Origin of the sequence: Thalassospira povalilytica (assembly GCF_002844235.1) — a bacterium.
Classification (GTDB): domain Bacteria; phylum Pseudomonadota; class Alphaproteobacteria; order Rhodospirillales; family Thalassospiraceae; genus Thalassospira; species Thalassospira povalilytica.
This window is the reverse complement of sequence record NZ_PGTS01000002.1, coordinates 95,493-116,005: the sequence shown is the minus strand read 5'-3', so window position 1 is coordinate 116,005 and position 20,513 is coordinate 95,493. Positions and strand designations below refer to the sequence as shown.

The 20,513-nt window shown below is 55.3% G+C and carries 21 protein-coding genes and 1 pseudogene; 9 read left to right on the top strand and 13 right to left on the bottom strand.

The window, feature by feature from the left end:
- Positions 1 to 57: 57 nt before the first annotated feature.
- Positions 58 to 528: pseudogene (locus CU041_RS04780) on the bottom strand (dihydrofolate reductase family protein); the annotation flags it as partial.
- 48 nt (positions 529 to 576) lie between these two features.
- On the opposite strand from CU041_RS04780, the gene CU041_RS04775 reads away from it, so the two are divergent.
- Positions 577 to 1,134, top strand: coding sequence for a TetR/AcrR family transcriptional regulator (locus CU041_RS04775; RefSeq protein WP_101245989.1), 558 nt, complete (start codon positions 577 to 579; stop codon positions 1,132 to 1,134).
- Between the two features lie 10 nt (positions 1,135 to 1,144).
- On the opposite strand, the gene CU041_RS04770 is transcribed toward CU041_RS04775, so the two are convergent.
- Positions 1,145 to 1,906 carry an alpha/beta fold hydrolase gene (locus CU041_RS04770; RefSeq protein ID WP_101245988.1) on the bottom strand — a complete coding sequence of 254 codons (762 nt, stop codon included), beginning with the start codon at positions 1,904 to 1,906 and terminating at the stop codon, positions 1,145 to 1,147.
- Entirely contained in the window at positions 1,903 to 2,463 is a 561-nt protein-coding gene (locus tag CU041_RS04765; RefSeq protein ID WP_068518423.1) for a hydrolase, read from the bottom strand. The genes CU041_RS04770 and CU041_RS04765 overlap by 4 nt, the downstream gene beginning before the upstream one ends.
- A gap of 211 nt (positions 2,464 to 2,674) precedes the next feature.
- On the opposite strand from CU041_RS04765, the gene CU041_RS04760 reads away from it, so the two are divergent.
- A complete protein-coding gene (locus CU041_RS04760; RefSeq protein ID WP_101245987.1) occupies positions 2,675 to 4,573 on the top strand; it encodes a DEAD/DEAH box helicase in 1,899 nt (632 codons plus the stop codon).
- An 83-nt stretch (positions 4,574 to 4,656) separates the two neighbouring features.
- Here CU041_RS04760 and CU041_RS04755 read toward each other — a convergent pair whose 3' ends face one another.
- Both CU041_RS04755 and CU041_RS04750 read right to left on the bottom strand, forming a co-directional pair.
- Positions 4,657 to 5,103 carry an Rrf2 family transcriptional regulator gene (locus CU041_RS04755; RefSeq protein ID WP_068518425.1) on the bottom strand — a complete coding sequence of 149 codons (447 nt, stop codon included), beginning with the start codon at positions 5,101 to 5,103 and terminating at the stop codon, positions 4,657 to 4,659.
- A gap of 3 nt (positions 5,104 to 5,106) precedes the next feature.
- The gene (locus CU041_RS04750; protein ID WP_082817773.1) at positions 5,107 to 5,604 is read right to left on the bottom strand and encodes a GNAT family N-acetyltransferase; all 498 of its coding nucleotides are present in this window, start codon (positions 5,602 to 5,604) and stop codon (positions 5,107 to 5,109) included.
- Between the two features lie 422 nt (positions 5,605 to 6,026).
- On the opposite strand from CU041_RS04750, the gene CU041_RS04745 reads away from it, so the two are divergent.
- Entirely contained in the window at positions 6,027 to 6,506 is a 480-nt protein-coding gene (locus CU041_RS04745) for an Lrp/AsnC family transcriptional regulator (protein WP_068518426.1), read from the top strand.
- Positions 6,507 to 6,740: 234 nt separating this feature from the next.
- Here CU041_RS04745 and CU041_RS04740 read toward each other — a convergent pair whose 3' ends face one another.
- The gene (locus CU041_RS04740) at positions 6,741 to 8,084 is read right to left on the bottom strand and encodes an MATE family efflux transporter (RefSeq protein ID WP_101246418.1); all 1,344 of its coding nucleotides are present in this window, start codon (positions 8,082 to 8,084) and stop codon (positions 6,741 to 6,743) included.
- Between the two features lie 634 nt (positions 8,085 to 8,718).
- Here CU041_RS04740 and CU041_RS04735 point away from each other — a divergent pair.
- The 5 genes from CU041_RS04735 to CU041_RS04715 all read left to right on the top strand — a co-directional run bounded on the left by CU041_RS04735 (position 8,719) and on the right by CU041_RS04715 (position 15,628).
- A complete protein-coding gene (locus CU041_RS04735; protein WP_101245986.1) occupies positions 8,719 to 9,345 on the top strand; it encodes a LysE family translocator in 627 nt (208 codons plus the stop codon).
- A gap of 301 nt (positions 9,346 to 9,646) precedes the next feature.
- Complete coding sequence (locus CU041_RS04730) at positions 9,647 to 10,345, top strand: alpha/beta hydrolase (protein ID WP_101245985.1); 699 nt, start codon at positions 9,647 to 9,649, stop codon at positions 10,343 to 10,345.
- Between the two features lie 315 nt (positions 10,346 to 10,660).
- The gene (locus CU041_RS04725; protein WP_101245984.1) at positions 10,661 to 12,361 is read left to right on the top strand and encodes a methyl-accepting chemotaxis protein; all 1,701 of its coding nucleotides are present in this window, start codon (positions 10,661 to 10,663) and stop codon (positions 12,359 to 12,361) included.
- Positions 12,362 to 12,601: 240 nt separating this feature from the next.
- Positions 12,602 to 14,302: a methyl-accepting chemotaxis protein gene (locus tag CU041_RS04720; RefSeq protein ID WP_101245983.1), complete on the top strand. Its 1,701-nt coding sequence runs from the start codon at positions 12,602 to 12,604 to the stop codon at positions 14,300 to 14,302.
- Positions 14,303 to 14,905: 603 nt separating this feature from the next.
- Positions 14,906 to 15,628: a glycoside hydrolase family 25 protein gene (locus CU041_RS04715; RefSeq protein WP_170310134.1), complete on the top strand. Its 723-nt coding sequence runs from the start codon at positions 14,906 to 14,908 to the stop codon at positions 15,626 to 15,628.
- Between the two features lie 267 nt (positions 15,629 to 15,895).
- Here the strand turns inward: CU041_RS04715 and CU041_RS04710 are convergent, their stop codons facing one another.
- The 3 genes from CU041_RS04710 to CU041_RS04700 form a co-directional block, all read right to left on the bottom strand.
- The gene (locus tag CU041_RS04710) at positions 15,896 to 16,480 is read right to left on the bottom strand and encodes a YceI family protein (protein ID WP_233433008.1); all 585 of its coding nucleotides are present in this window, start codon (positions 16,478 to 16,480) and stop codon (positions 15,896 to 15,898) included.
- Positions 16,480 to 17,076 carry a cytochrome b gene (locus CU041_RS04705; protein ID WP_101246416.1) on the bottom strand — a complete coding sequence of 199 codons (597 nt, stop codon included), beginning with the start codon at positions 17,074 to 17,076 and terminating at the stop codon, positions 16,480 to 16,482. Before CU041_RS04705 ends, CU041_RS04710 begins: the two co-directional genes overlap by 1 nt.
- An 83-nt stretch (positions 17,077 to 17,159) precedes the next feature.
- The gene (locus CU041_RS04700; protein WP_101245981.1) at positions 17,160 to 17,753 is read right to left on the bottom strand and encodes a YceI family protein; all 594 of its coding nucleotides are present in this window, start codon (positions 17,751 to 17,753) and stop codon (positions 17,160 to 17,162) included.
- Positions 17,754 to 17,788: 35 nt separating this feature from the next.
- Between CU041_RS04700 and CU041_RS20560 the strand changes: the two genes are divergently transcribed.
- Entirely contained in the window at positions 17,789 to 18,103 is a 315-nt protein-coding gene (locus tag CU041_RS20560) for a hypothetical protein (protein WP_170310133.1), read from the top strand.
- A 108-nt stretch (positions 18,104 to 18,211) separates the two neighbouring features.
- On the opposite strand, the gene CU041_RS04695 is transcribed toward CU041_RS20560, so the two are convergent.
- The 4 genes from CU041_RS04695 to CU041_RS04680 all read right to left on the bottom strand — a co-directional run bounded on the left by CU041_RS04695 (position 18,212) and on the right by CU041_RS04680 (position 20,053).
- On the bottom strand, positions 18,212 to 18,658 hold the full coding sequence (locus CU041_RS04695) for a DUF2155 domain-containing protein (protein WP_068518048.1): 447 nt from the start codon (positions 18,656 to 18,658) through the stop codon (positions 18,212 to 18,214).
- A gap of 8 nt (positions 18,659 to 18,666) precedes the next feature.
- The gene (locus tag CU041_RS04690; RefSeq protein ID WP_231856686.1) at positions 18,667 to 18,954 is read right to left on the bottom strand and encodes a hypothetical protein; all 288 of its coding nucleotides are present in this window, start codon (positions 18,952 to 18,954) and stop codon (positions 18,667 to 18,669) included.
- A 122-nt stretch (positions 18,955 to 19,076) separates the two neighbouring features.
- Positions 19,077 to 19,529 (bottom strand): outer membrane lipid asymmetry maintenance protein MlaD, encoded by a 453-nt coding sequence (gene mlaD, locus CU041_RS04685; protein WP_068518050.1) that lies wholly within the window; start codon positions 19,527 to 19,529, stop codon positions 19,077 to 19,079.
- Between the two features lie 161 nt (positions 19,530 to 19,690).
- On the bottom strand, positions 19,691 to 20,053 hold the full coding sequence (locus CU041_RS04680; protein WP_068518051.1) for an NADH:ubiquinone oxidoreductase subunit NDUFA12: 363 nt from the start codon (positions 20,051 to 20,053) through the stop codon (positions 19,691 to 19,693).
- Positions 20,054 to 20,513: the final 460 nt, after the last annotated feature.

Genomic DNA, 20,513 nt, shown 5'->3' with positions numbered 1-20,513 from the left:
TGGCGAGAACCGGTAATGCAAACGCACGCATCCGCGATCAAGCATTTGCGTACTGATCAATGTCGGACTGCTGCGAAAACCTGTCTGGGGGAAAAGCGGTTTTCCCCCACCCAGAATTTCGGGCATGACGTAAATTTCAATTTCGTCAAGCGCACCTCGTTCAATGAACGCCATTTGCAGCTTTCCACCGCCCAGCATCCAGACATCCCCATCATCAAAAGCACGAAGTTCGGCAATCAATGCGTCAACGTCACTTCGCACGTCAATATCCGCGACAGGATTATCAATCGGACGGGATGTAACCACAATTACCCGCTTTCCGTGATAAGGCCATTCCGATGGTTGGCGTGCAACAAAGTCGTAGGTTCCCCGCCCCATCACCAGGGTTTGAATGCGCTTGATGAACTTGTTGTAATCGTATTCACCAAGATCCATCCCGTCATATGCAAACAACCAATCGAGATTGTCATTTCTGTCCGCGATCATCCCGTCAAGACTGGTTGCGATATACCCAAGAATTCTTGCCATGACCAAATCTCCATTGATTTATAAATAAATATACGTTTATAAATAATCATGGCAAGAAACAAGACAATTCCCGACGATCAGGTGCTCGACACCATCTTTGAAACCGTGCTTGAAACCGGACCGTCAAACCTGACATTTGCCCGGGCATCAAAAGCCTGCAATCTCTCACCAGCGACACTTGTGCAACGCTATGGCACGCGTGATGCTCTGCTCGTTGCAACATTGCTCCGGGCTTGGGACCGCCTAGATGCTGAAACGCATGCTGCGGATCAGGAAGAAGCACTTGATCCCAATGGCGCAATCGAAATTCTACTGCGCCTGATGCCCCCGGAAACGGCAGACCGGGACAGCACCAACGGCTTGCTGGTTCTGCATGAAGACATTTGCAACCCGCAACTTCGCGCACGCGGCGCGGCTTGGGGACATCACCTTGCCGCAATCCTTGGCCGCCGCCTGTCAGACCACCCCGAAGAGGGAAAAAAGCTTGGCTGGCAAATGGCCAGCACATGGCAAGGAGCACATATATGGTGGGCTTTCACCCGTGAACAGCCAGCCGATCAGTCGATCCGGGCAACGCTCGAAGAATGGGTTGCTCGTAACATATAAAAATGCCGCCCTACCGTAGAAGAAGGTCAACCAAAGCACGGGCAAAAATCGCGGGCTGTTCAAGCGGCACATAATGCCCTGCCCCGGCGACCTCGTGATAATCTGCGCCGGCAATCCGGTTGGCCATATCCCGGTGGCTTTCCGGGCTGATCACCTGATCGGCTTCGCCCGACATCACACAGCTCGGGATATCAATCCTGGCAAGCGTCCCCTGACTGTCGGGGCGATGGGCAACCGCAATGCTTTGACGCAGAAAGACCTCCGCTCCGGCCTGCTCGGCCATATCGCCCAGAAGCCGGATCAAGGCGTCATTGCTGCGATTATCGGGATGGATCATCTCGTCAAGCAACGTGTCATTGATCCCGACAAAACGCTGCGCGCGCCCGGCAATCCGGGCAAGAAGGACACGACGGCGTTTGACTGCCTCTGTATCGGCTGTTGCCCGGGTATTAACCAGCATCAGATGACTGACGCGCGCTTTCGCCTGACGCAGGATTTCAAAGGCGACATAGCCGCCCATCGACATCCCCACCAGCGCAAACCGGTCTGGCGCAACATCAAGAACCGCACGCGCCATCGCTGCCACACTGTCCTGATCAAGCAGATCAAAATGAAGTGGACGGATCGCAGGTTTGCCGTTCATTTCAACCCGGCCATAGGCCGCAATTGCCGGCTCCCACATCCGCTGATCGGCCAGCATTCCTGATAAAAACACAACGGGCACGCCATCCATGCCGGCGTGCCCGAAATCCTGATCCGGTCCGGATGTCATTTGATCAGCGCACTCAATTCCTTGAATTCCGGGGTGCCGGCAACGCGCAGCCATTCAAACATCACGCTTTCGCGGGTGACGATCTTTGCCCCGGCATCGCGCATGCGTTCAAGCCCGAAAATCTTGTCCTGGGTGCTGCGCGATGTCACCGCATCGGCAACCACATAGACCTCGCGTCCGCGTTCAAGAAGCTCCAGCACCGTCTGAAGCACACAAACATGGGTTTCCATGCCGATCACCACCACCTGGTCACGGCCCGGATTTTCTTCCATTTTTTCGATAAAGCCATCTGCCGGGATTGCCGAAAACGCCACCTTGGCAACCACATTGCCGCCATCGGCAACATCACCGGGTTTTTCCACCAGATCCAGAATGGGCTTTGCCGTATGGCCAAGCCCCTTGGGATATTGTTCGGTGACAATCACGGGCACGCCAAGCCGGTTGGCACATTTGATCAGGAAACAGCAATTGGCAATGATCTGTTCGGGCTCCTGACATGCCGGATAAAGCTTTTCCTGAACATCGATAACCAGCAAACTTGCGCGTGTCGCATCCATCAGCACGGCTTTTCTCCCATGTGTGATTGTTATTTTGACAGGTTACGCTGCCAAATTGTTGCAAACAAGCCTCTCAACAGGGTGTTTATCGGTTTTCGAAGCGAATTTTGCGGCGTTTTTCTTGACTTAATTCAGGGTTAGCTTTACGACCCAAACTGATTTTTGCATATCCGCTTCACTTAACGCATTCTATTGCGGGAAAACGAACCATATGAATTTCGCCGATCTCGGTCTGAGCGAAGATATCCTCAAAGCCGTTGCAGACGCCGGCTACGACACCCCAACCCCGATCCAGGCTCAAGCTATCCCGTCGGTGCTGATGGCACGCGACATTCTGGGCTGTGCACAGACGGGCACGGGTAAAACGGCCAGCTTCACCCTGCCGATGCTTGATATCCTGCATCACGGCCGCGCGCGTATGCGTATGCCGCGTTCCATCATTCTGGAACCGACCCGCGAACTTGCGACCCAGGTTGCGGCAAACTTCGACACCTATGGCAAATACATGTCCCTGTCGAAGGCATTGATCATCGGGGGCGAGTCCGCCGCCGAACAGGGCAAAATCCTGGAAAAGGGCGCAGATGTCATCATCGCGACGCCGGGCCGCCTGATCGATACCTTTGAACGTGGCAAGCTGCTTCTGTCTGATTGCAAATTGCTGGTGATTGACGAAGCCGACCGTATGCTCGACATGGGCTTCATCCCCGACATCGAAAAGATCGTCAATATGCTGCCCAAGCAGCGCCAGACGCTTTTCTTCTCGGCGACCATGCCCAAGGAAATCCGTCGCCTTGCCGACAAGTTCCTGTCCAATCCCAAGGAAATCACCGTCGCCCCGCCATCCAGCATGGCCGCAACGGTTGAACACAAACTTCTGGTCCTTGATGACTTTGACAAGCGCGAAGCACTTCGTCAGTTGATCCGCCAGGAAAATGTCAAAAACGCCTTTGTGTTCTGTAACCGCAAAAAAGACGTTGATATCCTTTACAAGTCGCTGACCAAGCACGGCTTCAATGCCGGGCGCATGCATGGCGACATGGCACAAAGCGAACGTACCGAAACGCTGGCAAAGTTCAAATCGGGCGAGATCACCCTGCTGGTCTGCTCTGACGTTGCTGCGCGCGGGATCGATATCGCCGATGTTTCGCACGTCTTTAACTTCGACGTTCCGTTCAACGCCGAAGATTACGTCCACCGTACCGGCCGTACCGGTCGTGCGGGTCGCGATGGCAAGGCCTTCACCCTTGCCGTGCCCGAAGACGGCAAACTGGTCGCAGCCATCCACAAGACGATCAACAAAGACATTCCGCTGACCGAACTTGACGGCATTGAAACGCTTGAGCTGGACTTTACCGGCAAAAAACGGCGTAACAAGAAAAGCCGCAAGTCCAATACGCGTGATGACAAACCGGCCCGTTCGGCAAAATCAAATGACCGTGGCAATGGCGACACCGCCAAGGCACAGCCGGAAACCCCGGCCCAGCCCGCCGCCACAAAGGATGCCGATCAGAACAAAGCCCCTGCCCGCGACACAAGGGGCAGCAATGAGCGCTTTGATCGCAATGACCGAAACGATCGCAGTGACCGCAATGATCGCAACAATAACCGCAACCACCGGCGCGATCGCGATGACCGCGATGACAAGCCGGTCATCGGTTTTGGCGATCATGTTCCGTCCTTCCTGTTGACGGCGGTTCCGGCTTCAAGCCTTGGCAAAAAGCCTGAGGCAGAAGAAGAAGCACCGAAAAAGACCACCAAACGCAAAACCGCGACGAAATCGGCCGCCAAGTCTGACGCCAAGTCGGAAAAGACCACGCGTGCCAAATCGCCGCGTCGTAGCGCGAAAAAGAAAACCGATGACAAGCCGGCAGAAGAAGCTGCACCAACTGCGGTTGATGCACCGATCGACGCCCCGGTAGAGGCCAAAGCAGACGCTGCGCCGGCACCGGTCGAAGCAGACGCCGCACCGGCCCCGGCCAAGACCGCAGGAAAGAAACGCAGCCCGCGTCGCCCGCGCAAAAAAGCAGCCCCCAAGGCCGTCAGCAGCGACACCGCCGAAAGCACCGCGCCAGCAGCAGAACCCGCTGCCCCGGCCACCAGCGAAAGCTAGGCTTGCGACATCCCCAAACAAAAGGCCGTCAGAACATTCTGACGGCCTTTTTTCTATCTGGAAACGGTGCCCGGCTTCTGCAATCAGACCGCGCGGAACAATCCGGTTGATGTCGGCTTTTCCGGGCGACGCTTGCGCATCAGTTTGAGCATGGTTTCGATCGTGATCGACAACAGCGTCGCGTGGGTGATTTCCTCGATCTCGTCCATCACCAGCGACAGTGCCGCCCCGGCATTGGTATTTTGCACAATGCTGTTGGACGGGCCGGTACCGACCTCCTCAAACAGCTGCACTACGTCAAGAAGCGTCGTGCGCTTGGCATTGCCACAAAAACGATATCCGCCCCCGGCACCACGCACCGATTCAACAAGCCCCGCCCGGCCAAGATCACGCAGAACCTTTGCCAGATGGTTGGTGGAAATATTGTACCGTTCGGCAATTTCGGACGCCGAAAGCTGACGGTCGGTATCTTCTGCCAGTTCAAGCACGGCATAGAGGGCAAACAGGGTTGCCTTTTGCAAGGACATCATGGCTTAGGCCCCCTCTTCCATATCGGTCTCAAGCTGGATGAACGGTCCGGCCATCATGCCCTGGGATCGGAAGAATGACATCAGGTCGGTGGCATCGCGCGGGATCATGGTGCGGACCTTGGTCACACCCGCCTTGCGGAAACACCGGCAGATTTCCTTATAAAGAATGGTGCCGATCCCGCCCATGCGCAGATCCGGTTCGACACTGACGGTACCGACCCAGCCACACGGCACGGAATTGAATTCCCACGACCGCACTTCACCGAAAATACAGCCCAGCAGCGTGCTGCCTTCTTCTGCAATCAGGAAAAACCGGGAATCCTTGCGGTTGCCATACCGGGTAAACAGATCGTCCCAATAATCAGGCTTGCGCAAACCTGTTGTCCGGTCATCCAGATCGACAACATTTGGCAGATCTTCAAGGACTGCCGGACGGATATTGATTTTATGCTCGCCAATCGTAACCAGGTTATATCCCGGTGCATTTTGCGCAGCGTCCACCTTGTATGCCTTTCAGTAACGTGGTTGGCCGTGCCAACCTCTCCCGGCGTCGGATCAGGAGAATAACCACAATCAAAATAAGTAAATTGGTACGATTATACTATACTGTTCAGACCGGGCACGGCAATGATAAGTTCCGCTGCAACTGCGAGCAGTCCGGCCCGTCTATGCCAAGCATTTCAAGGAACTGAAGGACATACTTGCATTCATCTGATCTTGCAAGCATCAAGCAGATGGCTGCTTTGGCTCTTTCACCTCTGTCATATACACAGACAGCCCGTAAAAAATGCGATGCGCGATCACGCAATCATTGACAGAAACCCGAAGTCATGGCTTATCGCGCAGCAGAAAATACTTACATCGGGCCTGAAATTTGGCAAATTGTAGCCCGCTGTTTATGACCCAAAGGAGTGTGGCACGCTATGGCGCGCAACGGATTCGACGCAATTGATCGCAAAATTCTTCGTGAAATTCAGGAAGACGGTCGCATTTCGATGGTCGAATTGGCTGACAAGGTCGGCCTGTCTGTTTCTCCCTGTCTGCGGCGTTTGCGCAAACTCGAAGAAAGCGGCGTGATCCGCAAATATGTTGCCCTGCTTGATCCGGCACATCTTCATCTTGGCGTGAATGTCTTTGTCACCGTCTCCCTGACCCAGCATGACGAACCGTCGCTCCGTCGCTTTGAAACCGCGGTCCAGGAACATCCGGAAATCGTCGATTGCTATGCCATGGTCGGCAATCAGGATTACATGATGCGCATCGTCGTGCCCGACCCTGCATCCTATCAGCGCTTCCTGTCCGAAGTGATGATGAAGCTTCCCGGTGTTGCCAACATGAAATCAAGCTTCACCCTGCATGAAGTCAAAAACAGCACCACCCTTCCGGTTTCCGACATCGACTGATCTGCGGTTGCTGCCCTGCGAGCGCTGATTTACGGCTGCCTGCTGTCAAAGCAATGACGCAAAACGGCGGACCGTTCCAACCGGCACCGTCATCCCCGTACAGGCTGGCACATCGCCCCCGGGTGCAAAACATCCCTGCTTTGGCTTTGCCCTGCGGACACAATGCGCACTTGGGCACCCGGCCTTAAGACACAAGGTCGAAACGCCAGCCGTGTACGCGCATCATGCCCGCAGCTACGCGCGCATCGTCGCCACACGCCGGTCCGGGATAATGGTCGGGAACAGAACGGCCAGTGTCAGACCGCGCAACAGGAAAAAGGCGTTAAACGCCGCCCACAGCAAATGGTTGCTGTCCATCGCAACAGCCCCCCACGCCATCAGCGCATAAATCCCCACCGATACCAGCATCATGTTGCGCCAGTGCTTGGTTTGCATCGCGCCCAGAAACACCCCGTCAAACTGAAAGCCCAGAACCCCGGTAACCGGCAAAATGACCGCCCACAGCAAATAGGTATAGGACGCCTCGCGCACCTCGGGGATGCTGGTCAGGGCATCAATGATCCACGGACCGGTCACGGCAAAGATCGCCGCCATACACACCGCTGATACAATCCCCCAGATCGTGGTCTTGCGCACCGCCCACAGGAACTGTTTGCGTCGCTCCGCCCCATAGGCCTGCCCGACAAGGGTTTCGGCGGCATGGGCAAACCCATCAAGGGCAAATGACCCGAACATCAAAAAGTTCTGCAACACCGCATTGGCGGCAAGGGTAACCTCGCCAAACCGGGCCGAGAAACTGGTAAACAGCGCAAAGGCCGATGTCAGCGCCATGGTGCGCACAAAGATATCACCATTGATCTTCATCAGCTTGGCAAGCTGCACCCGATCAAGAACCCCGATCCCGCGCCATGTGCCGCCCAGACGTTTCAGGTGCGGCTGCATCAAAAACCAGCCCAGAACCACGCCGGAATAATCGGCAATCACCGTCGCGCCAGCCACCCCTTTGACGTCCCAGCCGAACCCTTGCACAAACAGGATATCAAGAACGATGTTAAGCGAGTTCAGCACCACCTGGAAAATGAACACCGCCCGGCTGTCGCGCATCGCAAGCAACCAACCCAGCATGCAATATTGCATCAATGTCGCCGGTGACGCCCAGATCCGCACATGGAAATAGTCACGGGCGGCGGCCTCGACCGCCGGTGTTGGCGCAATCAATGACATCGCAAGCTCGATGATCGGCCATTGCAATATCATCACCGCAAGCCCGGCAGTCATGGCGATCAGGGCCGCGCGCGCAAACACCGCCCGCACCCCGTTGGGGTCACGCCGGCCATAGGCCTGTGCCGCAAGCCCGGTGGTCGCCATGCGCAGGAAACCGAAACTCCAGAACACATAGGAAAAAATCAGCGCCCCGACCGCAACCGCACCAATATAATGCGGGCTGTCAAGATGACCGACCACTGCCGTATCAACCGCGCCAAGCAACGGAACTGTGGCATTGGACAAAATGATCGGCAGGGTCAGTGACAGAACACGTCGATCCCCCTTGCCGAACCAGCGGCGCGTGCGGTTCATCTGGGCCTCGGAATTGGACTTGATTTGGGGCGTTTTGCCGAACAGTGCCGGCAACCGGAAGATTTCTTGTCGCACAGATTAAGGCAAGACAAAAGACGGGTTGTCATGACAACCACAGGCAAAAAATCCACATCGTTGAATTTTGTCCGACCTTGCACCTATCATTTTGCAATAATCGTATTTCATTTTTGTGACATCCGTCGCGATTTTCGGAATACCAAATTCGCCAATGCGTAAAAATATCGACGCAACCATTTGATTTTAAATGATAACTAAAGTTTCACAATATCCACACTGGAAAAAAGGTCACTTTGCGAAAACCGATACCAACGGATAGATCATTCTTCAGATGATCGTAAAAATAGCGGTGGAATTATAAAAATTCGCCTATACCGGCCTTTCCATCCACACACTTATCCACAGGCTGATGATCCCGACCGGTTCGCGCACGCGAAACCCGATCTTCCCGAACCAGTCCCTGTTCCTTATCACCAGTCATCATCCATCCTGTTGCCATGACCAGTTCGGTCTGGCTCCAACCATCCGGTCGTTGTGATCACGCCTTTGCGCCCTTTGCGGCCTTTGCAAAATTTCCGATCCGTGCAACTTTATTGCCCGCACAAAGGAAACCGGCATGTTTGATCTCACCAGTCTTCTGACCATTGCCATTGCCTTCTTCATCGCCGCGGCATCGCCGGGGCCGGCGACCCTTGCGGTTGCGACGATCTCGATGCATTCCGGGCGAAAATCGGGCCTACTTTTCGGGGCCGGACTTGCGCTCGGACTGGCCTTTTGGGGATTGGTGGCGGCAACCGGTCTTGGCGCGATCCTTCAGGCGTCAAGCTACGCGCTCTCGGTTCTGAAGCTGGTCGGCGGGGCTTATCTTCTGTGGCTGGCATGGATGTCGGCCCGTTCTGCCATGGTAAAAGCCGATATGTCTGTGCCCCCCAAATCAACGCGTCACCCCGGCTTCCGCCACGGGCTGGTTCTCAACCTGTCCAATCCCAAGGCCGTGATTGCCTGGATGGCGGTTCTGGCACTTGGCCTTGATGATGGCGGGTCTGCTGCCCAGGTGATGCTGGCAACCGGCACCTGCATGGTGCTGGGGCTTGCGATCTATATGCTCTATGCGCTGGTCTTTTCGACATCGGGGGCGATGGCGCTTTATCGCAAAACCCGGCGCTGGATCGATGGCGCGGTTGCCGGGCTGTTCGCAGCGGCCGGAATCGGTTTGATCCGCTCTGCCTTTGTAAAACAGTGATCATCTTTCCCCGCTGACTTGCTGAATTTGCCGAACTTGCCGAACCTTTAAGCGGGACGGCCCGCGCGGATCATCCTGTTCGCGCCATTCCGGCTCCTCCGCCATACCCTCACCCGGCCATATGTCGGTTATCCCGCGAACACCCGTTGCCCGTCCATGGCCCCTCCATGCCCAAGAATTCCGCAAGATTTCCCGATATTTGCCCTGCACATGACCGACAGCACCCCGGATCGCAAAAATAACTGGTGGTCAGCTGTCTGCATTGCTAATCAGGGGAAAAGGATTTTTCAGGAAAGTCATTATGAGCACTGATCATCTATTGTCTGGCCCGACACTGCCGGCGGCATCGGGAACCTCCAAAAGCGTTGTGATCCTGCTGCATGGATATGGCGCGGATGGCAACGACCTGATCGGGTTGGCCCCGCATCTGGCGCGCGCCCTGCCCGACACCAGCTTCTATTCACCCAATGCGCCGTTCCCCTGCGAAATGTCGCCATTCGGTCGTCAATGGTTCAGCCTGGCCGAATATGATCCGGAATTCCTGCGCCGTGCGCCCGAAACCATGTCCGGTGCCCTTGCCGCCATGGCCGAAGGGGCCAATAAAAGCGCATCCTACGTCAATGACTTCATTGATCATGTTATGGAAACCCATGGCATTGACGAAGACCGGATCGCGCTGGTCGGTTTTTCACAAGGCACCATGATGTCGCTGCAAACCGCCCCGCGCCGCGCCAAGCAGCTTGCCGGTGTGGTCGGCTTTTCCGGGGCACTTCTGGGTGATGGCGCCTTTGCCACCGATCTGAAATCGCGCCCGCCGGTCCTGCTGGTGCATGGCACCGCCGATCCGGTGGTCCCGATCGAGGCATCGCGCATCGCCCGCGATACCTTGGCCGCCAACGGCATCGACGTTTCCCTGCATGAACGTCCGAACCTGCAACATGGTATCGACGAAGAAGGTCTGGGTCTCGCGCTTGAATTTTTGCGCAAACATCTCGGCTAAGACCGCTTCAAAACACAAAAAAATGCAAAAGCACCTGCTGTTAGACAGTCAGGTGCTTTTTTTATTCAAAACAGCCCCAACATATCCCCGGTCATCGCACGGGTCTTGCCGGTGATTTAAACAACCGGACCGCACAAAGCCCCTGTGATCAACACCATACAGCCCGCGTGGCACGCAAATAACTGATGCACATTTTCGCGCCACACCCTATACTTTCGAGATAAGAACCTATCCATAACATTAATAAAATTCTAAACGGCATCGCTTCCTGCCGTGGCTCAAACGGAAACAATCAAGAAAACGGGTACACAGACCATGCTTCAAAACATCAGGATCGGTAAAAAGGTCGCAAGCTTGTCGCTACTGTCGCTTGTCGCTTTGCTTTTGATTGCCGCACTTGAACTTCAAACGTTGCGCAGCGGGATGCTCGAAGACCGCAAAGACAAAATTCAGACAACTGTTTCAATGCTGGTAACAGCGGCCCAGTCCTATCAGGATCGCGTAAACAGTGGTGAACTCACTCAGGAAGCAGCTACAACCGAGTTCTATCGCTGGAGCACCGCGGCAAGGTTTGATGACGGCACGGGCTATTTCTTTGCCTATGACAAAAACGGCATCAACAAGCTACATGGCGCCAAACCGTCTCTTAACGGCACGGATATGAGCCAGGTTAAAGACCCTACGGGCAACTTCATCGTTCAGGACCTCTTGGCTGCGGCGCAAAACCCGGAAGGCGGTTTCTTCTCTTATTACTGGCCAAAACCCGGCGAGCCAGAGGAGAAACTTTTCGAAAAGCTTTCCTATTCCGCTATGCTCCCATGGGGTGATGCAATCGGCACCGGGATCTATATTGACGATGTGGATGCCGCCTTCTGGGAACAGGCCGTTTTTGTGATGGTATTCATTGCGATCGTTGTTGCCCTGATGATTGCCTTGTCTCTTGCGATCGGACGCAACATCACAGTTGGCCTGAATAAACTCTCAACCCGTATGACTGAAATCGCCAATGGCAAACTCGAAGGCGAAATCGAAGGTCAGGATCGTGGCGACGAAGTCGGCGACATGGCACGCACTGTTGTCTCCTTCCGTCAGCAGGCGCTTGAAAACCGCGAATTGCAGGATCGCCAGAAACAGCTGGAAATCCAGGCGGACAAACAGCGCCGCAAGGACATCACCGATATGGCTGATAGCCTTGAACAACGCGTCAAAAACCTGATCCGCTCGATCTCGACCTCGATCGCCGAGATGAAGCAGGCCACCTCCTCGATGCAGGAAGCCAGCAACACCAACAGCCAGCTGTCTGCCGCTGTGGCATCTGCCACGACCCAGACGTCAACCAACGTTCAGACCGTTTCGGCCGCGACCGAGGAACTGACCGCATCAAGCGATGAAATCGCCCATCAGATCGCCCAGTCGGCAGACATTGCCAATCAGGCCAATGAACAGGCCGCACGTACCAACGAAACCGTCACCGGCCTTGCCGATGCGGCCCAGAAAATCGGGGATGTGGCCAAACTGATCGGCGATATTGCCGAACAGACCAACCTGCTGGCTCTTAACGCTACGATCGAGGCAGCCCGTGCCGGTGACGCCGGCAAAGGTTTCGCCGTCGTCGCAAGCGAGGTCAAAAACCTTGCCAATCAGACCGCCAAGGCGACCGAGGAAATCAACCAGCAAATCCTCTCGGTTCAGAATGAAACCGGCGAGGCCGTTGATGCCATCCGTCTGATTTCCGAAACCATCGCACGCGTTGCCGACAGTTCGACCGCAATTGCCGCCGCTGTTGAAGAACAGCATGCCGCAATCGGTGAAATTTCGCGCAACGTTCAGCAGGCTGCCGATGGCACCGCCGAAGTCTCCCAGCGCATTGAAACCGTCAATGAGAATGCCGGGCGCGTATCTTCCGGCACCAGCCAGCTGGCCCATTCGGCCGAAAAACTGGTCGATGAAGCCCGCTCGCTTGATCAGGCGGTCGAAAGCTTCCTCGCTGACCTGCGTCAGAGCGCGATCAAATAATCGCGACACACATCACCGTGACAGGGCCGCATTCGCATGGATGCGGCTCTTTTTTTGGCAATAAATCGACATCACACCACAGAGTTGAACTCGCGCCTGGCAACTCCCATCTCAAGAAAGATCAGAAACTATACTTTAGTGGGGAGTTTTACTTGCCGTAGGTCGCAGTCTCTATTTATATATTAATTCATAATAATATTAATTATAAACCTATCGAGATACTAACGAGCCGGAGGAAACATGCTCGGGAACCTGAAGATCAGTTTTAAAATCACAGCACTTTGTGTCCTTGCATTGCTGGCCGTTGTCGTCATTGCCGTCGTCCAGTTGCTTGAACTCAGAAGTTCGCTGATCGAAGACAGAAAAGAAAAGATCCGCGCCACGACCGAATATGTTGTCTCGATTGCCCAGCGCTATCAGGACAAGGTCACCTCGGGCACCCTGTCCCAGGAAGACGCAATCGCCCAGTTTTATGCCGATGCCGCATCGGGCAGATATGATGGCGATATCGGATACTTCTTTGTCTTCTCCAAAGATGGCATGACCGAAATGCACGGGGCCAACCCGGCACTGGTCGGCAAAAACCTTGGCGAATTGCAGGATTCGGCAGGGAACTATTTCATCCGTGACCTGATCGCTGCGGGCAGCGCGCCCGGTGGCGGTTTCTCGACCTACTGGTGGCCAAAACCCGGCGAGGACAAGGAAACGACCTTCAAAAAACTATCCTATGCCCATCCCCTGCCCTGGGGTCCGATCATCGGAACCGGCATCTATATTGATGATGTTGACGCTGTCTTCCAGAAACAGGCCCTTTATGTCGTTCTGATTGGCGGCATCATCCTGTTGGTCATGGCAGCAAGCGGCCTTGTGATCGGTCGCAACATCACATCGGGTTTGCATAACCTTGCGACAAGAATGCGGGTTATCTCGTCTGGCGACCTCGAAGGCGAAATCGAAGGCCAGGACCGCGCTGACGAAGTCGGCGACATGGCACGCACTGTTGTCTCCTTCCGTCAGCAGGCGCTTGAAAACCGCGAATTGCAGGATCGCCAGAAACAGTTGGAAATCCAGGCGGACAAACAGCGCCGCAAGGACATCACCGATATGGCTGATAGCCTTGAACAGCGCGTCAAAAACCTGATCCGCTCGATCTCGACCTCGATCACCGAGATGAAGCAGGCCACCTCCTCGATGGAAGAAGCCAGCAACACCAACAGCCAACTGTCTGCGGCTGTGGCCTCGGCCACCACACAGACCTCCTCGAATGTGCAAACCGTCTCGGCCGCGACCGAGGAACTGACCGCATCAAGCGATGAAATCGCCCATCAGATCGCCCAGTCGGCCGACATTGCCAATCAGGCCAATGAACAGGCGGCACGCACAAACGAAACCGTTACCGGCCTTGCCGATGCGGCCCAGAAAATCGGGGATGTGGCCAAACTGATCGGCGATATTGCCGAACAGACCAACCTGCTGGCTCTCAACGCCACGATCGAAGCGGCCCGTGCCGGTGATGCCGGCAAAGGCTTTGCCGTGGTCGCAAGCGAGGTCAAAAACCTTGCCAACCAGACCGCCAAGGCGACCGAGGAAATCAACCAGCAAATCCTCTCGGTTCAGAATGAAACCGGCGAGGCCGTTGATGCCATCCGGCTGATTTCCGAAACCATCGCACGCGTTGCCGACAGTTCGACCGCAATTGCCGCCGCTGTTGAAGAACAGCATGCCGCAATCGGGGAAATTTCGCGCAACGTTCAGCAGGCTGCCGATGGCACCGCCGAAGTCTCCCAGCGCATTGAAACCGTCAATGAAAATGCCGGGCGCGTATCTTCCGGCACCAGCCAGCTGGCCCATTCGGCCGAAAAACTGGTTGATGAAGCCCGCTCGCTTGATCAGGCGGTCGAAAACTTCCTGGCCGACCTGCGTCAAAGCGCGACCAAATAACCGCGCTTTGATCCCTGCGGATATTTCCGCCCCGACTTTCATCCCCCGGTGCCCGCCACCGGGGGATTTTTGTCTCCCCGGCATGTCTTCCTGTCCGCCCGTTTGGTGCGTATCGGCCCGCTTGTCTGACCGCATTTCCGACAGCATCTCCAAAAGCATCTCTGACGACAATTCGGATCACGCTTCGGACTGCACCCGGACCTGTTGCCCTGGCCGTTTAGCAGGCCGTGTCTCTGGCCATTTCAATCGCCCCTTCCCTGGTCGGCTTCTCTTGTCACGTCCCAGGCCCCGTCTCTTGCCACGTCTCTGGAACGTGCCCGGCCGCTCCCGTCTACCGCCCTCCTGACCGCTTCCCAAACTGCGTTCCAAACCTGCCCCGCCCGCAACCACGCCCCGAACATCGCCGCCCGTCATCCTGACAAGCCCCCGACGTTCCGGGCGCGTCTCAAAACACGGATCACATCCTTTGGGGCAAGAAGTGTGTCGACCCATGCGCCATATGGCTCTGGCCTGATTGTGGTCTTGGATTTACACTGAGTGCGACTTCAGTTCATTGATCGACCGGCCGCCATGCGGTCTTGGCCATCGGAAGGACGGAATATCATGACGCCTTCAACCAGTCTGAACACGGTTTTTCGCCATGTTTTATCGGGCATCGCGATTGCGGCACTCCTTGTGACTTTCAATCCGCTTGATGTTCGCGCCGAAGACCGGAACCCGTCCCTGCATGGCATTGATACATCCCATCACAATGGCGATATAGACTGGCAGAAGGTGCAAAATAACGGCATTGCCTTCACCTTTGTAAAGGCCACCGACGGGCTGGATTATCTTGATCCGACCTTCACCGACCATTTCGCCGCCGCCCGCAAGGCCGGGCTGTTGCGCGGGGCCTATCATTTCTATGAAACCAATGATGACGGTGCCGGTCAGGCCGACTGGTTTATCAAAAATGTCACCCTTGAACCGGGGGACTTGCCGCCGGTTGTTGATATCGAACGGATCAAACCGCCGGTAAAGGGCGATCTGCATCAACAGTTCGAAACCTTCCTGACCAGACTGGAAACCCATTATGGCCGCCGTCCGATCATCTATACCGGCCCGACATTCTGGGAACATGCCATGAAGGATCATTTTCCCGGCAATCAGCTGTGGATTGCCGAATATGGCGTTGATCAACCAACCATCCCGGTGGAATGGGCCAGTTGGAGTTTCTGGCAATATACCGAAGAACTCAGCGTGCCGGGCGTCCCGACCAAGGTTGACGGCACCTATTTCAACGGTGACCACGCCCATCTGCGCGCCATGCTGATCCCGGCCAAATAGCCCCGCGCCACCCCCGTGCCAGCCCCGTCACACAGCTTCAGGCACATAGCATCAGGCACACTGGCACATTCACACTGGCATCAGCCCCCCGAACGCCACAAACAACAAAGGACGGAAAGCATCCTTTCCGTCCTTCATCATCAGCAATTTTTATTGGCAGTTCCGGGCCAGCCCCGATGCCAGATGCCCGATGCCCGAAACTTCACGCTTTGCCCCGGCATCCCCGGCCGCATCGGCGGTCATGACAGGGGGCTGGCGTCTGCGGCGTTATTTCGACGCCGCAATCGTGATATTGATCGTCACATCATCGCCAACCTGGCTGGTATCGGCCCACTGGCCCTGCCCGACGCCAAAATCGGTACGTGCGATGGTGACGCTGCCTTTTGCTTCGGCCTGATCGCCAGTGATCATCAGATCAAATGGCAAGGTCACTTCACGCGTCACATCGCGGATCGTCAGATCGGCGACCGCCTGATAGCGGCCCGGTTCGATCTCGGAAAACGACTTGGTTTCAAATTTGGCGGTTGGCCATTGTGCCGCATCAAACCAGTCGGGCGACACGATCTGGCTGTCGCGGTCACCATTCTGGGTATCGACCGATGCAATATCAATCAGCACCTCGACCGAGGATCCGGCAAGATCGTCTGGCGAAAAGGCGATGGTTGCGGTGAAATCTTCAAACACCCCGTCAAACCCCGCACCAAGCTGTGTTCCGGTAAAGGCAATCGTGCTTTGGCTGGCGTCAACAGTCCACTGGTCGGCGGCCTTTGCCGGGGCGGCAAATACCATAAGCGATGTCACAAACGCGGCGGCAAGCGGGCGCATCAGTGTCGATTTGAAAGTCAAACCCATCAGGAATTCTCCTTGGCAGTCGTATTGGCGCCGATATCGGCATTGTCATTGCCGCCAAACGCCGGCAGCATCCGGCGCAATGTGGCATCGCGATCAATAAAGTGATGTTTCAGGGCCGCACAAACATGTCCGCAAACCAGGGCAACAATCACCCAGGACAACACGAAATGCGCTGTCCTGAGACTTTCGAAAAGCCCCTGATCCGGCGCGACAAGGTTTGGCAATGTAAACAGTCCGAAAACACTGACCGGGAAATTGGCCGCGGACGACATCATCCAGCCAGTCAGCGGCATGGCAATCATCACCCCATACAGGCCAAGATGCCCGATCTTTGCCGCCAGCCGTTCAATCGCATGTTTGCCCAGTGCCGCGGGTGTCGGTTCGGACAAACGCCAGATGATCCGCAACACCGCAAGCATCAGGATCGTCACACCAAGCGATTTGTGCCGTGACATCCATTCAAGTTTGGCCATGCCAAGCGGCAGGAAATCCATATACCAGCCAATGGCAAACACACCGATAAACAGTGCGGCAACAATCCAGTGCAGGCTTTTGGTCACGCTGCCAAAACCGTTGTGGTGACTACGCAATGCCATACCCATCCCCTTCCACGCAGAAGACGAAAATGGCAGGCCGGCCATGATGCCAAACCCGCCATTCTCCTTTAAAAAAAGTCGGCTTATTTCTGCTTCAGGAATTCCGAAGAAATCTGCAATTTGACGTCATCGCCAACGCCCGGAACCAGGAAGTTCATGCCATATTCCGAACGGGTCACGGTACCGGTCGCACCAAAGCCGACAACATGATCGCCCGTCATCGGATGATCGCCTTCACCGGTCAGGGTAACATCAAGAACCAGCGGCTTGGTTTCGCCAAGCAGGGTCAGGTCACCGGTGATTTTGGCTGCATTGTCGCCAACCAGCTCGACCGAGGTGCTTTTGAACGTCGCGGTCGGGAATTTTTCAACATTCAGGAAATCGGCGGTTTTCATATGATTGTCGAGCGCCTCGACACCGCTATCAACCTGGTTAAGGTCGATCGTGATGATCGCAGCCGATGCTGCCGGGTTTTCACGATCAAGGGTCAGTTCGCCCGAAACACCGGCAAAACGGCCCTGGAAATTTGAAAAACCAAGATGGTTAACAATAAAGATCACGCTGGTATGGGTCGGATCAAGCTTATAGCTTTCTGCCGCCTGTGCCGAAAAAGCAGTTGCCGAAAGACCGGTTGCAAGTGCCAGTGCAAGACCGGCTTTTTTCATCACTTTGAACATTGTCTATTTCCCTCATTTTCGGATCGCGATCCGCAATGCTGCGTCGCAAAACTTGTGGCATGAGGATGACAGTCAAACCACCGGCTCTCAAGCCGGTGCTGCGGCAACATATATTTTCTATTCAGGAAACAATATCCGGCGTTTTTGCCATATTTGGGACAACATCCAAACAATCAAATATTGGTTCGCCCGACCTTCTCGACCCTGAAACGGTGCAAAACCGCCAAAAACCGCAATCCTGCCTGCAAACCACATATCGTCACGGCCTGCCCCCGCATTCCGGCAAAATGGCACGACTGGGTCCGTTCCGTGAACGATCAAACATTCACCGCCAGACACCAAACAGATGACGGAAAAAAACCCAGGATCAGAGGCCCTCTGCCCGAGTGCCCGAGAGCACAAGGCTGATGGCGGCCTTGCGTCCGCGCTTTTATATCTGCGAAATTATGGCTGCAATCTTATGGTTGCTCGGGGGCCGGTTTGCCCTGTGCGGCTTCGGGTTTGGAGTCGTCCGCATCCGCCGGATCAAGACATTCTTTCAGCCACACATCGTAAACCGGATGTTCAAGTGCCGAAAGACCGGGGCTTGATGCAAACATCCATCCCGAAAACAGCTGTTGGCGCGTCGCATTGCCATCATCGCGCACATCGGCGATCTCAAGGAAGGTCGCGCTTTCCGGGCGCTCTTCGGGCGGGGTCCGGTAACAGGCATCGACCCGGATCGACAGGGTGCCGAAACTGGCGACCTGCCCGACCGGCACTTCAAAGGTCGAAATGCGGGCGGTAATTTTATCAAGCCCCTGAAGCTGGGCAACCGGGGCCGGACGATAATCAAGCGCGGCATAGGCCGTTCCGATCATTGCACATGTCGAACAGATCGCGGCAATCGCAAAAGATCGTTTCATCTTGTTATTCAGTCCTGTGTGTCGCTGGTATCATAGGGATTGTGCAGTTCGGCCACGAGATCGCGCATCACTTTGCGGAATTGCTCCTCGTCGCAGCCCATCAGAAGCGCATCTTCAAGCGCATCCTGCATCATCTCGCGCAATTCGCCGAAATTGTCGTTCAAAACCTTGATCTTTTCCACGCAGGACAAAGGCGACCCGTCTGTCGCCTGCCAGGTTGGAAAATGTTCCATCTGTTCGGTTTTCTTCATCGAACGCTCCGACATTTCTTGCACAGCAGACCATTTCACTGCCATTGCCCGGCACCCTGCCCGGCAAAACCGGCAAAATCATGACCGGCTTGATCTTGCCCCGCCAATTGCAAGGCCACCATTCTGAACTGGTCACGATATCGGGTCACAATATGGTGTGCTTGTGCCTATTCGCTGCTACTGGTCGAGGAATAAATAACCTGACCAATCAGATCTTCAAGATTGACCGACCCTTGCGTGTATTCGATTTCACCACCGGCCTGGATCATGTCGATATCCCCGCCCGGCTCGATCGATACGAACTTGCCGCCCAAAAGACCATCCGATGCCACCTTGGCCGAACTGTCCATCGGCAGCGACAGGTCCGCGCGCACCGACATCTTGACAACTGCCATATAGGTATCGGGATCAAGTTCCTGTCCGGTAACGCTGCCAACCTTCACGCCGGAAATCCGCACGTCGTTGCCCACGACCAGACCATCAATACGGTTAAAGCTGGCTTTGATTTCATACCCTTCTACCGTGTCGATCCCCGCACGGCTGTATGAATATGCTGCAAACCCGATCGCGACTGCGATCACCGCAGCACCTGCAAGGGTTTCAATCAGTCTGTTGCTCATGGACCTTATCCGATCTGTATCTCTTTGATTGGCATATTGTATTGCACAGCGCCAAAACACAACCGCCCAAAACAGAACCACTTAAACAAAAAAGCAGGCCCCGAAACAAAAACGGGCGCGAGTTGCCCCGCGCCCGCCTGAATTTTCAAATTTCCGGCTGATCAGCCTTCCGGCGACCAGGCCTGATAATCGCCGGTCGCTTTCGCGCGCTTGCCACCGCTATATTCGTGGCCCTGCGGGCGATATGCGTGTTTGGTCCCGGTCAGGTTCGGCAGATGCTCTTTCTGCCAGTCATAACGGTCCTCGGCCTTTTCCGACAGCGGCGCATCAAGGGTATAATGCAGCCATGCATGCCATTCGGCCGGAACTTTCGATCCTTCGTCAACGCCCTTGTAGATCACCCAGCGCTTGGTGCGGCGGCCCTTGGCCGGAGTCTTTTCGGTGTAATAGACATTGCCGAAACGGTCTTCGCCAACGCGCTTGCCAAACAGCGCAGTATAAATACGGGTGCCGACGGTGGCCATGTTGGGTCTCTCTCCAGATTTGGTTTGTCCGCCAGACTGAAACCGGCGGAACAGGGATCATGCGGTGTGAACCCTGTCGAACAAGTGACTTATATGTCGTGATGCGGTTTGAAAGTCAATGTTTCAAGGACATCGACCCGCCCCAAATCACAACATTTGCCCGCAGCCTGCCCCGTCACCACAAGCCGCCTCAACCCCGACCTGAACCAGCACGCCGCGACAGTGCCATTTATCGGTTCAAAACAACCCACAACTGCTTGTAGTGCGACGACTCATTGATCCGCATATATCTGGGGCGTCTGTCCACCCGGTTATCCACAATCACACACATATATATGGTATGGGCTGTTGGCTGATATCCGCGGATTTGCGCCTGCGATAAAATCAATACTTTAATATAAATATCAAACTGTTATCATTGCCGCATATGCTAAGAACATCATTGTTACGGCACATTTTC